11 protein-coding genes are annotated in these 13,250 nt (G+C 65.9%); 4 read left to right on the top strand and 7 right to left on the bottom strand.

Translation table 11 applies throughout. The features are described from left to right. Positions 1 to 13 precede the first annotated feature (13 nt). The 7 genes from Q0094_RS10300 to Q0094_RS10330 all read right to left on the bottom strand — a co-directional run bounded on the left by Q0094_RS10300 (position 14) and on the right by Q0094_RS10330 (position 8,815). Positions 14 to 1,813: an aminopeptidase P family protein gene (locus Q0094_RS10300; protein WP_297618829.1), complete on the bottom strand. Its 1,800-nt coding sequence runs from the start codon at positions 1,811 to 1,813 to the stop codon at positions 14 to 16. A 127-nt stretch (positions 1,814 to 1,940) separates the two neighbouring features. Beyond that, positions 1,941 to 3,818, bottom strand: coding sequence for a cobaltochelatase subunit CobT (gene cobT / locus Q0094_RS10305; RefSeq protein WP_297618832.1), 1,878 nt, complete (start codon positions 3,816 to 3,818; stop codon positions 1,941 to 1,943). Positions 3,819 to 3,869: 51 nt separating this feature from the next. Next, on the bottom strand, positions 3,870 to 4,808 hold the full coding sequence (locus Q0094_RS10310; protein WP_297618836.1) for a threonine/serine dehydratase: 939 nt from the start codon (positions 4,806 to 4,808) through the stop codon (positions 3,870 to 3,872). A 54-nt stretch (positions 4,809 to 4,862) separates the two neighbouring features. Next, on the bottom strand, positions 4,863 to 5,312 hold the full coding sequence (locus Q0094_RS10315) for a thermonuclease family protein (RefSeq protein WP_297618839.1): 450 nt from the start codon (positions 5,310 to 5,312) through the stop codon (positions 4,863 to 4,865). Positions 5,313 to 5,392: 80 nt separating this feature from the next. Then, positions 5,393 to 5,899: a hypothetical protein gene (locus Q0094_RS10320; protein WP_297618842.1), complete on the bottom strand. Its 507-nt coding sequence runs from the start codon at positions 5,897 to 5,899 to the stop codon at positions 5,393 to 5,395. A gap of 14 nt (positions 5,900 to 5,913) precedes the next feature. Continuing rightward, the gene (cobS, locus tag Q0094_RS10325; RefSeq protein WP_297618846.1) at positions 5,914 to 6,900 is read right to left on the bottom strand and encodes a cobaltochelatase subunit CobS; all 987 of its coding nucleotides are present in this window, start codon (positions 6,898 to 6,900) and stop codon (positions 5,914 to 5,916) included. A gap of 112 nt (positions 6,901 to 7,012) precedes the next feature. Then, positions 7,013 to 8,815 carry a serine protease gene (locus tag Q0094_RS10330; RefSeq protein WP_297618849.1) on the bottom strand — a complete coding sequence of 601 codons (1,803 nt, stop codon included), beginning with the start codon at positions 8,813 to 8,815 and terminating at the stop codon, positions 7,013 to 7,015. A gap of 202 nt (positions 8,816 to 9,017) precedes the next feature. On the opposite strand from Q0094_RS10330, the gene Q0094_RS10335 reads away from it, so the two are divergent. The 4 genes from Q0094_RS10335 to glyS are packed head-to-tail and all read left to right on the top strand — an operon-like array spanning position 9,018 to position 13,209. Then, on the top strand, positions 9,018 to 9,953 hold the full coding sequence (locus Q0094_RS10335; RefSeq protein ID WP_297618852.1) for a glycine--tRNA ligase subunit alpha: 936 nt from the start codon (positions 9,018 to 9,020) through the stop codon (positions 9,951 to 9,953). Beyond that, a complete protein-coding gene (locus tag Q0094_RS10340; RefSeq protein WP_297618855.1) occupies positions 9,926 to 10,411 on the top strand; it encodes a DUF6446 family protein in 486 nt (161 codons plus the stop codon). Before Q0094_RS10335 ends, Q0094_RS10340 begins: the two co-directional genes overlap by 28 nt. A gap of 6 nt (positions 10,412 to 10,417) precedes the next feature. Further along, positions 10,418 to 11,110: an FkbM family methyltransferase gene (locus Q0094_RS10345; RefSeq protein WP_297618858.1), complete on the top strand. Its 693-nt coding sequence runs from the start codon at positions 10,418 to 10,420 to the stop codon at positions 11,108 to 11,110. Positions 11,111 to 11,133: 23 nt separating this feature from the next. After that, entirely contained in the window at positions 11,134 to 13,209 is a 2,076-nt protein-coding gene (glyS, locus tag Q0094_RS10350; protein ID WP_297618861.1) for a glycine--tRNA ligase subunit beta, read from the top strand. Positions 13,210 to 13,250: the final 41 nt, after the last annotated feature.

Consider the following 13,250-nt stretch of genomic DNA (forward strand, 5'->3'; position numbering starts at 1 on the left):
GTGACAGGTCTGGTCACATCGGCGCACAGGCGCGCGCAAGCCACGCTTGCGTGTCCGCCTCCAGCAGCGGCCCGATCCGCGCCAGAACCTCGCCATGATAGCGGTTCAGCCAATCGCGCTCCCATGGGGCGAGCCGGTCAGCGATCACCAGCCGCCGGTCGATCGGGGCCCAGGTCAGCGTTTCGAAGCACAGCATCTCGCGCGCGTCCCCGCCGGGCAGCGCGGGGGCCTCGGCCACGACGATCAGATTCTCGATCCGGATGCCGAACGCGCCTTCGCGGTAATATCCCGGCTCGTTGGACAAGATCATGCCGGGCTCGAGCGGCAGGGTCGAAACCCGGCTGATCCGTTGCGGCCCTTCGTGGACACCCAGATAGACGCCGACGCCATGGCCCGTTCCGTGATCGTAATCGCGCCCCGCATTCCACAGTGCCGCGCGCGCCAGGGCATCGAGATGCGCGCCGGCCACCCCGCGCGGAAAGCGCGCGCGATGGATGGCGATCAGGCCTTGCAACACCTGGGTAAAGGCCTCGCGCGCCGCGAGGGCGGGGGCCTCGCCCACGGCCAGCGTGCGGGTGATGTCGGTCGTGCCGTCGTCATATTGTCCGCCGCTATCGATCAGGAACAGCGATCCGGGCTTGAGCGGCGCGTTGGTCGCCTCGGTCACGCGGTAATGCACGATGGCGGCGTTGGCGCCTGCGCCCGCGATGGTATCAAAGCTGATGTCGCGCAGCGCGCCCGTGTCGCGGCGGAACCCCTCGAGCGCGCGGACACAGTCGATTTCGCTCAGCGCGCCCTTGGGCGCCTCCAGGTCGAACCAGTGCAAAAACCGCGCCATGGCCGCCCCGTCGCGCAGATGCGCGGCTGTCGTCGCGGCAATCTCGGCGGGGTGTTTGCGCGCCTTTGGCAAAAGGCAGGGGTCGGTTGCCTCGACGATCGTGGCGCGGCTTGCGGCCAGGATGGATTTGGCCGCCTGCGGTGCCGAATTGGGATCGATCCGCACCCGCCCGGCTTCGCCCGCCAGCATCCCGGCAAGCGCGTCGGGCTGATGCTGGCGCACCGCTTCAGGCAGGCGCAGGGCCGCAAGCTTTTCGCGCTCCACGAAAAGATCGAGCCGCCCGTCGCGGCGCAAGATGCCCATGGCATGCAACAGCGGCGTATGGATCACATCGCCGCCGCGCAGGTTCAACAGCCAGCACAGGCTGTCGGGCTGGGTGATCAGCGCGGCATCCTCTCCCGCTTTGGCAAGATCGGCGGCAAGTCTGGCAAGCTTGTCTTCGGCCGATTGCCCGGCAAAGGCGATGGGCCATGCTTGGGCGGGGGCCATGGGTGGGTCCGGGCGGTCGGACCAGATCGCGTCGATGGGGTTGTCCACGGCCGTCAGCGCGATTTGCCGGGGGCCCAGGGCTGCCTCCAGCCGGGCGATCTCGGCGGCGGTATGCAGCCAGGGGTCAAAGCCGATCATCGCGCCATGTGGCCGGGCCTCCAACAGCCAATCCTCAAGCTGGGTTTCGGGCCAATGGACGGGGGTAAAGACCGACGCATCGGTCTGTGCCCGCACCTGTACCCGGTAGCGCCCGTCGATGAAGACACCCGCCCGGTCGCTCAGCACCGCGGCAAAGCCCGCCGATCCGGTGAACCCCGTCAGCCAGGCCAGACGCTCGTCGCAGGCGGCCACATTTTCCCCCTGAAACCGGTCCGCCCGTGGAACGAGGAACCCGTCAAGCCCCATCCGGCCCAGTTCGGCCCGCAGCGCGGCCAGCCGTGGTGGCCCATCCTCGGGCCGGGTTTTCGCCACGAAACTCTGGAACATGACCCCATCCCCTTCATCTTTCCCCAAATACGCCGTCCCGGCCGATCACCCAAGGCAGGCTGTCGGAAAGCGCTTCGGAAAACGCGCGTTTTCCGCCCGGATCGCCGCGCAAGCGGCGATACCGGCCTCAGCTTGCCCGGCGCATCCCCATGACCCGGGCCCGCGCCCGCGGGTCGCTGTCAAACAGGCTGGCCAGTTGCTCGGTGATGGCGCCGGCCAGTTGCTCGGCATCGGTGATGGTGAGGGCGCGCTGGTAATAGCGCGTCACGTCATGGCCGATGCCGATGGCCAGCAATTCCACCGCGCGGCGCCGTTCCACCATGGCGATGACATCGCGCAGATGCTTTTCGAGGTAATTGGCCGGGTTGACGCTCAAGGTGCTGTCATCGACCGGCGCGCCGTCCGAGATCACCATCAAGATCTTGCGGGCCTCGCGTCGGTTCACCATCCGCCGATGCGCCCATTCCAGCGCCTCGCCATCGATGTTTTCCTTCAACAGCCCCTCTTTCATCATCAGGCCCAGATTGTCGCGCACCCGCCGCCAGGGCGCATCGGCCGATTTGTAGACGATGTGGCGCAGATCGTTCAGCCGTCCGGGCTGGCCGGGGCGGCCCTTTGCCAGCCATTCCTCGCGTGCCTTGCCACCCTTCCAGGCGCGGGTGGTAAAGCCCAGGATCTCCACCTTGACGCCGCAACGTTCCAGCGTGCGCGCCAAGACATCGGCACAGATCGCCGCGATGGAGATCGGCCGCCCCCGCATCGAGCCGGAATTGTCCAGCAAAAGCGTCACCACCGTGTCGCGGAATTCGGTGTCCTTTTCGACCTTGAAGGACAGGGGCGTGGTCGGGTTGGCCACCACGCGTGCCAGACGGCCCGCATCAAGCGTGCCTTCCTCCAGATCGAACTCCCAGGCGCGGTTTTGCTGCGCCTGAAGCCGGCGCTGCAGCTTGTTGGCCAGACGGCTGACCGCGCCCTTCAGCGGTTCAAGCTGCTGATCCAGATAGGCGCGCAGACGTTCAAGTTCCTGCGCCTCGGCCAGATCTTCGGCGGCGATTTCCTCGTCATGGGCGGTGGTGAACACCGCATATCCCGGGTCAGCGTCGGAATGGGGGGGCGGGGGGGGCGGTTCCTTGGGGGCCTCGCCTTCGGGCATCTCCTGTTCGTCGGCTTCGTCCATGTCGCCCTCGTCGTCCATCTGGACCTGGGCCTGGCTCTGATCTTGCTGCTGATCCTGACTGCGTTCGGGGTTGGCCTCGGCCTCTTCTTCCTGACTGTCATCCTCACCGGTCGAATCGGGTTGGTCCTGATCGTCGCTTTCCGAGGTTTCCTCGTCTGACTGATCGTCCATCTCGTCGGGGTCGTCGCCCAGTTGATCGCCATAGCCCAGATCGTTGATCACGCGCCGTGAAAACCGGGCAAAGGCCGCCTGATCGGTCAACACCTCACCCAGATCTTCCAGCGTGCCGCCACAGCGATCCTCGATGAAGCCGCGCCAAAGCTCCATCACATTGGCAGCCTCGGCGGGCAGGGGGCGGCCCGTGGCCAGATGGCGGATCAGATAGCCCGCCGCCGTCGCCAGCGGCGCGTCGGCGGCATTGCGGATTTCGCCATAGCCCTTGCGGCGCGCGTCATTGGCGATCTTGGCGTCGATGTTTCCGGCCGTGCCCGGCATGGCGCGCGCGCCCACCGCCTCGCAGCGCGCGGTTTCCATCGCCTCCATCAGATCGCGCGCCATGGCGCCGGGGGGCGTGTAGCGCGCGGCCGTGCCCTGATCGTGATAGCGGTGGCGCAAGGCCAGCGCATCGGCGGTGCCGCGCGCCAGCAGCACCTCGTCGCGGGTCATGCGGCGGCTGACCTGCGGCAGGCGCACGGTATCGCCCGAGATGCCCGGTGGATCGACGGAATAGGTGACGGCCAGATCGGGATCATCGGCCAGAACGCGGGTTGCGTCGGCCAGTGCCTTTTTGAACGGATCGGCCGGGTTGTCAGTGGGGTGCTTTGCCATGGGCGGGAATGTGGCGCGAAGGCGGGCCAAGGGCAAGGGGGGCTGCGCGCCTTATGCCATGAACCAATCGGGCTCGGCATTGCCGCCGCAGATCAGCACACAGACCCGTTCGCCCGCCTCGGGCCGATAGGCGCCCGAGGTCAGCGCCGCCAGCGCCACCGCAGCACCCGGCTCACCGATCAGGCGTGTCCCTTCCCAAAGCCGCCGGGCTGCGTCGAATACCGCCGCATCGGGCAGCACGATGGCGCGGTCCACATGATCGCGCGCCACGGCATAAGACATCACGCCCAGGCGTGGGCCACCAAGCGAGCTGGCGGCAATGCCCGTGGCTTGCACGCTGATCTCGGGCCCCTCGCGCAAGGACCGTTCCAGCGTGTTGGTGCCTTCGGTCTCGACCGAGATGACCCGCACCCGGTCGCGAAACCACGCAGCCACCCCCGCGATCAGCCCGCCGCCACCCGTGGCGACAAGGATGGTGTCGATGCCGCCCGTCTGTGCCTCGATCTCGCGCGCGACCGTGCCCTGACCGGCCAGTGTCGGAAAGGTGTCGTAGGGATGGACCGAAAGCGCGCCGGTCTTTGCGGCATGATCGGCATAGGCGGCCATGCAGGCCTCGACCGGGCCGTCGGTCAAGATCACCTTGCCGCCAAACAGCCGCATCCGGCGGAGTTTTTCTTCCTTGGCGATGACCTTGGGCACAAAGATGACGGAGGCGTGGCCCAAGCTGGTGGCGGCATGTGCCACCGCTGCGCCGTGATTGCCGCCCGACGCCGCAACCACGCCCGCGGCGGGCACATCTGCGCCCAGCATCGTGTTGAAGGCGCCGCGCACCTTGAACGACCCCGTCACTTGCGTGTGTTCCAGCTTGAAGATCACCGGATGATCAAGCCCCAGCGCCGCCCCTTCGATCCGCACAATGGGGGTGTCACGAACCCAGCCCTGGATGCGGGCGGCGGCGGCAGTGATGTCTTGGGGCGTCGGAAATGTCATGGCGCAACGATGCACCGGGCCGGGGGGCGCGGTCAATCGCCGTCGGCGTGCCCGTCAACGCAGCCTTGCGCACCAATCAGGCCGTCGCCCGCCCTGATACGGCAGCGCCAGCCCTTCGGCGATCAGCCGTGCGCCCACATCGCGCCCATCCACCGACAGTTGCACCAGCCGCCGGTCGTAGCGGTCCCAGCGGCCAAGTTGCGCGTCGATCTGGCCGGATGCGGCCACCAGCGCGCGCAGACGCCGTGTCGCGGCTTGCCCCGCCAAGGCTTCTTCCGCGCACCCGGGACGATGCGTTTCAGGCGTGTCAAAACCCGTCAGACGCGCCCGAAAGCGCCCTTCGCCCAGGCAATCCAGATCGACCGTATCGCCATCGATCACGCGCACGACCGCGCAGGGGGAGCCCCCCGTCCGGGCGCTGGCCGCATCGGGCGCAAGGGCGATCAGACCCAGGCACAGCAGGGCAACAAGACCAGGGATCGGAGGGGACAGGGCGGATCGCATCCGGCCGTGATGGCGGCCCACGCGCCCCCTGTCGAGCCGAAAATTAACCTTTGGTTAACTTTTGCAATTGCCGTCCATGATCAGCGCGATGGAAGATCCGGAGCGCCGGGGTAGCTGATATCCATTCGCTCGGTTGGATGGTGAAGGGTGAAGGGAAGTGTCGCAGCCCAATCGAGGCAGCGCACGAAGGCGGCGCTAAGAGCCAGTCCTTCGGCGTCTGCGTAGGGTGAGGTCCCGTTAAAAATTGCCGCGAAGTAGGTTGTCCCAAGCGACTCCCAATAACGGCGTAATGCTGCTGCTGTGTCTAGGGCGTCCTCTATGGCCTCAGAACCGCCGATAAGCGCGACCAGGTCTTCCGAGGGGCGGGAGACTGTACCATGCCAGCCTATCCTTGTGCCGTTAGTGCTCATCATCGAGGCCACATGCGCCCCAAAAGATGAAGCGTAGTTATTGGCGGTGGTGATCGTTAGGCAGTGGCGGGCCATCTCCGCGTGCGAACCGTCCTCGGGGAAGGCCGGAAAGCCAGCCACTTGGGCAGTCGCCTCATTTGCGAACGTGAAAGCCAAAATGCCCACAACCCTAAGCATCACCGTCGGCCCGCTCAGGACATCGACATGCTTACCGCACTTTCCGGCAATTCCTCGTCAAAGCAGCGCTGATAGAATTCGGCGACCGTCTGGCGCTCAAGCTCGTCGCATTTGTTGAGGAAGGACAGCCGGAAGGCGTAGCCCACATTGCGGAAGATCTCGGCGTTCTGCGCCCATGTGATCACCGTGCGCGGGCTCATCACGGTGGACAGTTCCCCATTCATGAAGGCCGTGCGCGTCAGGTCGGCCACAGTGACCATCTGGCTGACGGTGCGGCGGCCTTTTTCGGTGTTGTAATGGGGGTTCTTGGCCAGCACGATGGCGCTTTCGGCGTCATGGCTGAGGTAATTGAGCGTCGCCACAAGGCTCCAGCGGTCCATCTGCGCCTGATTGATCTGTTGGACGCCGTGGTAAAGCCCGGTGGTGTCGCCCAGACCCACGGTATTGGCGGTGGCAAACAGGCGGAAATACCTGTGCGGCGTGATGATCTCGTTCTGGTCGAGCAGCGTCAGCTTGCCGTCATGTTCCAGCACGCGCTGGATCACGAACATCACATCGGCGCGGCCTGCGTCGTATTCATCGAACACGATGGCAACAGGATTGCGCAGCGCCCATGGCAAGATGCCTTCGTGAAATTCGGTCACCTGCATGCCGTCGCGCAGCTTGATCGCATCCTTGCCGATCAGGTCGATCCGGCTGATATGGCTGTCAAGATTGACGCGCACGGCGGGCCAGTTCAGCCGCGCGGCCACCTGTTCGATATGGGTGGATTTGCCGGTGCCGTGATAGCCCTGGATCATGACGCGGCGGTTGTGCGAAAACCCCGCAAGGATCGCCAGCGTCGTGTCGGGGTCGAATTTGTACGTGCTGTCGAGTTCGGGCACGCGGTCAGAGCGCTCGGCGAAGGCCTTGACCTTCATATCGGTGTCGATACCGAACACCTCGCGGACGGATATTTCCTCGGTGGGTTTCGCGTCCATGCTCAAGTTGCCGTCTGCCATGGTGTCCTCGATCGTAGCGGGCTGTGTTTTATCGGCTCTGGCATGCAACATATCGCTGGGGCCTGCAAGGGAAAGGCTCTGGTGCCCCGGTCCTGCGCGCAGGTGCTGCCGATCAGTTCCAGCAGCTGACGCTGACCGTCATTTCCGCGCCCAGCCGGGCCAGCCGCTCGGGGTTCAGCGGCTCTGTGCGCGTCGCGATGCGCGGCGTGATCCCGGCCGCGCCAAGCGGCTGTGACAAGAGATCGGCACGCAAGGCCAGCGTCACATCCCTGGGCAGGGTCCGCCCCGCGGCCATGTCGGGCAAGACCATGCCCACAACCGCCCCGGTCATGTCGAACACCGGCCCGCCCGCCTCGCTGTCGCTGGTGGCCACTGCAAGACGCTGGATCATCGGCTCGCCATGGATGCCCCGAAGATCGGCAAGGCGTCCAAACGCCATCGAAGCCGCCCCAAGCGCCCCGTCAAAGGGAAATCCCGCCACGGCGATCTCTGCGTCGACCGGGCCGGGCTGGCTGGACATTTCGGCAAAACTCAAGGGTGCCAGCGCCTGCAGCGGGCGCAACACCGCCAGCCCCAGCGCGTCATCGAAATGGGCGATGTCGGCCTGATAGGCCATGTCGATCAAGATGCGCGCACAGGTTCCCGCCACCGCCTCGGATGTGGTGATCACATGGCCATCCGCATCGATGAAAAAGCCCGAACGCACGCGCGCGGGCGACCCCGCCGCAGAACCCGTGGCCAGATCGATCGCCCCCAGCGCATCTTGTGGCACGGCGCCGGGATCAAGAACGCCCTCCAGCGCGCGAAAGCTGGCTTGCATCATGGGCAAGATGCGGGCGATGCGAGCATCTTGTCGGGGGGGCCAGACAAGGGCAAAACCCTTGATCGCGCCGCCGATCAGCCGTGCCTCGGTATGGCTGCGCAGCCGTTCGGATTGACCGGTCAGCACAAAGCCGTCGCCTTGGAGGTCACGCGCACCCGACGGCGGCACGAAATCGAGCGTCTCCATCATCGCATAGAGCCCCGACAAGCTGGCGCGGTCGCCCGGCTGGCTGATCAGCAAGACCTGCACGCCGCTGTCATTTTGCGGCGCAAACTGGACAAAGGGAAAGTTGTAGCCGTCAAAGCTTACCATCGCCATGGGCAAGTCGATCTCGATGCCCGCGCGCGGATCGCGCACCGGGGCCATGCCAAGGCTGTCGAGCTCGGTCCGATAGGCCCTGAGCAGGTGGTCACGCTCGGCCGTGCTCAGGATGCCGGTCGGCACAAACCCCGCGTCGCGCTGCCAGGCCCAGATCGCATCGCGGGTGGCCGGGCCAAAGGCGCCATCGATGGTGCCCTGATACTGGCCCAACCATTGCAGCGCGCCTTGCAGTTCCGCGCGCTCGGCGCGGTCCAGTCGGTTTTCGGCCTGCAGGGCCTGTTCGAGCGTCTCTTGCGGCGGCGATTGTGGCCCGGGGCTTGCGGCACCGGGCACGGAATCGGGCGCGGGGCTGGCGATCTCGGGCTTTGGGGTGATCGGGTCCGCCACCGCCCCGGGCGCTGCGGCCAGCGCCGTGCCGCCATAGGGAAAGACCCGCGCGACATAGGGGCCGGCATCGCTGAGGAAGCTGTCGCCCGGCACCAACCCGCGCGCCAGAAGGTCGCGCAACCGCGCCTCTGCCTCGCCCTGCCGATAGGGGCCGAGTGCTATGGCATAAAGCCCGGTTCGGGCGCGAAAGGCGTTCACATTGTCGAGGCGCTGCTCGATCGCGCGGGCGCGGCTTTCGGCGGCGCCAAGGGTGGGCCAGCTTTCGATCTGGATAAAAACGCCCTCTTGCGCGCGGGCCAGACCCGGCCAGACCAGCGCCAGTGCAAGCGCCAAAATCGCCACCGAAATCAGGTCGATCACACCGTCAAGCCACAGCACCCGCATCGTTCCCGCAATCCTTCATCGGCATGTCCGCACCATCCCGCAACCTGCGGGCCGCCTTGCCCCGCGCGCCATGGCGTCTTTTTGGAATGCACCGGAATTTGAAGGATTTGCAAGCGGCCTGCCGCGCGGGCGCGTTGACCGCAGGCTTGCGTGACACTAGGAAGGCCCGACCACATCCCCCCAAAGGACAGCGGACCGCGCCATGCCCGACACCCCCCGGAGTTTTCAGGAAATCATCTTGCGCCTGCAAGCCTATTGGGCCGCTCAGGGCTGCGCGATCATGCAACCCTACGACATGGAGGTGGGCGCGGGCACCTTTCATCCGGCGACCACCTTGCGCTCGCTTGGGTCGCGGCCATGGGCGGCGGCCTATGTGCAGCCTTCGCGGCGGCCCACCGATGGGCGCTATGGCGAAAACCCCAACCGGTTGCAGCATTACTATCAGTATCAGGTGCTGATCAAACCCAGCCCGCCGAACCTTCAGGCGCTCTATCTGGGCAGCCTCGAGGCCATCGGCATCGACATGGGGCTGCACGACATCCGCTTTGTCGAAGATGACTGGGAAAGCCCGACCTTGGGCGCCTGGGGTCTGGGGTGGGAGGTGTGGTGCGACGGGATGGAGGTCAGCCAGTTCACCTATTTCCAGCAGGTGGGCGGCCATGATTGCACCCCTGTTTCGGGCGAGCTGACCTATGGGCTGGAACGTCTGGCGATGTATGTGCTGGGCGTCGATCATGTGATGGACATGCCCTTCAACGACCCCGCAGCACCCATCGCTTTGACATACGGCGACGTCTTTCGCCAGACCGAAGAAGAATATTCGCGCCACAATTTCGATGCGGCGCACACCGACACGCTGTTGCAGCACTTCAAGGATGCCGAGGCCGAATGCCAGCGGCTGCTCGACCAGCCCGCCCAAGACCCAAAGACCGGCAGGCGGATCATCATGGCGCACCCCGCCTATGATCAATGCATCAAGGCCAGCCACCTGTTCAACCTGCTTGACGCGCGCGGCGTGATCAGCGTGACCGAACGCCAAGCCTATATCGGCCGCGTGCGGACGCTGGCCAAGCTTTGCGCCGACGCCTTCGTGCAGACAGAGGCGGGCGGATGGGCTGCGCCGGGGCCTGTGGCATGACATCGGGGCGGCTCATCGCCATCGCCATCGTCGCCATCACCGCCGTCTTTGCGGCCGTGCTCTGGTATGCCCAGACCCGTGCCTATTTCGAGACGCTCGATCAGGCCGATCTGGTCGTGACCCTGCCCTCGGGCGACGTGGTGGCGCTGGCGCATGACGCCTTTCAAGGGATCGATGCAGCAAGCTCGCCCCTGCGCTTCCGGGGCTGTTTCCTGCTCGAGGGCGAGGCTTTGGCGCTTGCATCGGGGGCCATGCCCCATCCTGACCCCACACCGCTTGTCGCGCCCGACTGGTTCGGCTGTTTCGATGCCCGCGCCATCGGCGAGGCCTTGGCCAGCGGCGAGGCCGTGGCGATCCTGTCGGTCCACGAGATCCATCGCGGCATCGACAGGGTGATCGCCGTCTATCCCGACGGGCGCGGTTTTGCATGGCACCAGTTGAACGGGACATTGGAGTAGGCGGTGATGGCGGATCTGGCGGCCCAGCATGCGGCGCTTATCGCAGATCACGACAAACTCAAGCGCCGCGCCAAGCGCAACGCGCGGGCGCAATTCGCGCGCGGCTTGCTGCAAGGGATCGTGTCGATGTTGCGCCCCGGCGACGTGGTGATGGATTGCGGCGCCAATGTTGGCGCGGTGACCGGCCCCCTGGCCGAAACCGGCGCAACCGTGCATGCCTTTGAGCCCGACCCCTTTGCCTTTGCGCAATTGTCCGCCCGGGTGGCGGGGATGCAAAATGTCGTGTTGCACCACGCCGCGGTCGGCGTGACGGCGGGCCGCGTCGGGCTGATGCGCGCCACCAACTTCGAGGCCAACCGCATGGCCGGATCGGTCAAATCCACCGTGATACCTGGCGGGCATAACATCGATCAGGCCGAAGCAAATTCCATCGAGGTCGAACAGATCGCGCTGCCCGACATGATCCGCGATATCGCCGCAGAGCGCGGCGAGGTCGCCTTTCTCAAGATGGATATCGAAGGCGCCGAACTGGATCTGCTTGAACATATGCAGGCCGAGGGGCTTTTCGAACTTGTCCGGTTGACGGTGGCCGAGACCCATGAAAACAAGTTTCGCGATCTGCGCCCCCGCTTCGCCGCCCTGCGCAATGCTGTGGCGGCGCATTACCCCGTGACCCGCGTCAATCTCGACTGGATCTGACCGCTCTTTCAGGACGTTGCACCATGCCCGATTTTCTCCTCGAACTTTTCTCCGAGGAAATCCCCGCCCGGATGCAGGCGCGCGCCGCCGAGGATCTGAAGCGTCTTGTGACCGATGGCCTGGTCGGGGCGGGGCTGACCTATGCGAGTGCCGGCGCCTTTGCCACGCCGCGCCGCCTGGTGCTGACGCTCGAGGGGCTCAGCGCCCATTCCCCCACCACCCGCGAGGAACGCCGCGGGCCCCGCACCGACGCGCCCGAAGCCGCGATCGAGGGGTTCTTGCGCGGCGCGGGCATCACGCGCGACCAGCTCGAGGCGCGCGCGGACAAAAAGGGCGATGTCTTCTTCGCCATCATCGAACGCGCGGGCCGCCCGGCCGCGGATATCATCGCCGAGGTCGTGCCGGCCGTGATCCGCGATTTTCCCTGGCCCAAATCGATGCGCTGGGGGGCGGGCACGTTGCGCTGGGTGCGCCCGCTGCAATCGATCCTGTGCATCTTGTCGGATGAGGCGGGCACCGATGTCGTGCCCTTTGATGTCGATGGCATCGTGTCGGGCAACACCACCGAGGGGCACCGCTTCATGGCGCCCGCCCGCTTTCCGGTGGCCCATTTCGCCGATTACGCGGCCAAGCTGAAGCGCGCCAAGGTGATGCTGTCGTCCGAAGACCGTGCCGCCCATATCCGCCATGATGCCGACCAGATGGCCTTTGCCGCCGGGCTGACGCTGGTGGCGGATGCGGGCCTTCTGGCCGAGGTGGCGGGGCTGGTGGAATGGCCCGTGGTGCTGATGGGCACGATCGAGGATCGCTTTCTCGATCTGCCGCCCGAGGTGTTGCAGACCTCGATGCGCGAACATCAGAAATTCTTTTCCGTCCGCAATCCAGAAACCGGCCGGATCGAGCGCTTCATCACCGTTGCCAATGTCGAAACAGCAGATCATGGCGCGACGATTCTGGCGGGAAATCAAAAGGTGCTGTCGGCCCGCCTGTCGGATGCCAAGTTCTTCTGGGAAAACGACCTGCGCGTGGCGCGGGCGGGGATGGGCGATTGGCTGGACGGGCTGAAATCGGTCACCTTCCACGCGAAATTGGGCTCTCAGGCCGAGCGGATCGCGCGCATCGCCGCACTCGCGCGCGAGATCGCGCCGATGCTGGGGGCCGACCCTGAACAAGCGGCAGAGGCCGCCCTGATCGCCAAGGCCGATCTGCGCTCGGACATGGTGGGCGAATTCCCCGAGCTTCAGGGCGTCATGGGCCGCTATTATGCGCTGGAGGCGGGCCGCGACCGGGCCGTGGCCGATGCATGCCGCGACCATTGGAAACCGATGGGGCAGGGGGATGGCGTGCCCAGCGCGCCCGTGTCACTGGCCGTGGCGCTGGCCGACAAGATCGACACGCTGACCGGGTTCTGGGCGATTGACGAGAAGCCAACGGGGTCGAAAGACCCCTACGCGCTGCGCCGCGCGGCGCTGGGCGTGGTGCGGATGGTGCTGGAGAATGGGGTGCGGTTGGGGTTGGGGCCGATCGCCACCACCGCTTTTGCCGCGCATGATGAGCGGGGCGTGTCCGAGGCCGCATCATTGGAGGCTTTCTTCCACGACCGCCTCAAGGTCCATCTGCGCGATGAGGGCATCCGTCACGATGTGATCGATGCCGCCTTGGCCCGCCCGCCCGCCGATGACCTGTTCCTTGTGGTCGCGCGCGCCCGTGCCCTGGCCGCGTTCCTTGCCACGCCCGATGGCGAAAACCTTGTCCAGGGGTTCCGCCGCGCGGCCAATATCTTGCATCAGGCCGAAGCCGCCGATGGGGTCGAATACCGCTATGGTGCCGACCCGAAATTCGCCGAAACCGCGCAAGAACGCGCGCTTTTCGACGCGCTGGCCACAGCCGAGGCCGCGATCCGGCCCGCGCTCAGATCCGAGGATTTTGCGGCTGCGATGACCCGGATGGCCGCCCTGCGCGCGCCCATCGATGCGTTTTTCGACGCGGTGCAGGTCAATGCCGAAAACCAGATCCTGCGGCGCAATCGGTTGAACCTGTTGCACCGGATCGTCGAAACCTGCGGTGCTGTGGCCGATCTGTCCAAGCTGGAGGGCTAAGCCGGCAGGCGTCAGAATTTAATGACAGTCAGAGTGATGGT

The sequence above is a fragment of the uncultured Roseicyclus sp. genome (assembly GCF_937892565.1).
Classification (GTDB): Bacteria; Pseudomonadota; Alphaproteobacteria; order Rhodobacterales; family Rhodobacteraceae; genus Roseicyclus.

Bases quoted from the DNA above. Each gene is read 5' to 3' on its own strand.
- Q0094_RS10300 (WP_297618829.1), bottom strand. From the start codon at position 1,813: ATGTTCCAGAGTTTCGTGGCGAAAACCCGGCCCGAGGATGGGCCACCA.
- cobT (WP_297618832.1), bottom strand. From the start codon at position 3,818: ATGGCAAAGCACCCCACTGACAACCCGGCCGATCCGTTCAAAAAGGCA.
- Q0094_RS10310 (WP_297618836.1), bottom strand. From the start codon at position 4,808: ATGACATTTCCGACGCCCCAAGACATCACTGCCGCCGCCGCCCGCATC.
- Q0094_RS10315 (WP_297618839.1), bottom strand. From the start codon at position 5,312: ATGCGATCCGCCCTGTCCCCTCCGATCCCTGGTCTTGTTGCCCTGCTG.
- Q0094_RS10320 (WP_297618842.1), bottom strand. From the start codon at position 5,899: ATGCTTAGGGTTGTGGGCATTTTGGCTTTCACGTTCGCAAATGAGGCG.
- cobS (WP_297618846.1), bottom strand. From the start codon at position 6,900: ATGGCAGACGGCAACTTGAGCATGGACGCGAAACCCACCGAGGAAATA.
- Q0094_RS10330 (WP_297618849.1), bottom strand. From the start codon at position 8,815: ATGCGGGTGCTGTGGCTTGACGGTGTGATCGACCTGATTTCGGTGGCG.
- Q0094_RS10335 (WP_297618852.1), top strand. From the start codon at position 9,018: ATGCCCGACACCCCCCGGAGTTTTCAGGAAATCATCTTGCGCCTGCAA.
- Q0094_RS10340 (WP_297618855.1), top strand. From the start codon at position 9,926: ATGGGCTGCGCCGGGGCCTGTGGCATGACATCGGGGCGGCTCATCGCC.
- Q0094_RS10345 (WP_297618858.1), top strand. From the start codon at position 10,418: ATGGCGGATCTGGCGGCCCAGCATGCGGCGCTTATCGCAGATCACGAC.
- glyS (WP_297618861.1), top strand. From the start codon at position 11,134: ATGCCCGATTTTCTCCTCGAACTTTTCTCCGAGGAAATCCCCGCCCGG.